Annotated in this window: 1 pseudogene; it reads left to right on the top strand. The window is 22.7% G+C overall.

What is annotated here, in order from left to right:
- Positions 1 to 101, top strand: a pseudogene (locus tag ACY2RW_RS16445) (hydrolase Nlp/P60); the annotation flags it as partial.
- Positions 102 to 233 lie beyond the last annotated feature (132 nt).

Here is a 233-nt window from a genome sequence, read left to right on the forward strand (position 1 = left end):
ATGGAAAAGTAAGAATAGATACTTTAGATCATAGTGGTATTTTTAATGAAGATCTACACAAACATACACATAAATTAAGGATGATTAAAAAAATAATTTAAAAATGATACAAAAAAACAAAGATTTTAATCTTGGTTTTTTTATTATTTATAACTTAAACAGCCTATTGTTTACTTCTCATTTCTTTATAAACCGGTCTTAATTTATCTGCTTTTTCAGTTGACTCTAAAGTA

Source organism: Polaribacter sp. 2305UL8-11 (assembly GCF_058147165.1).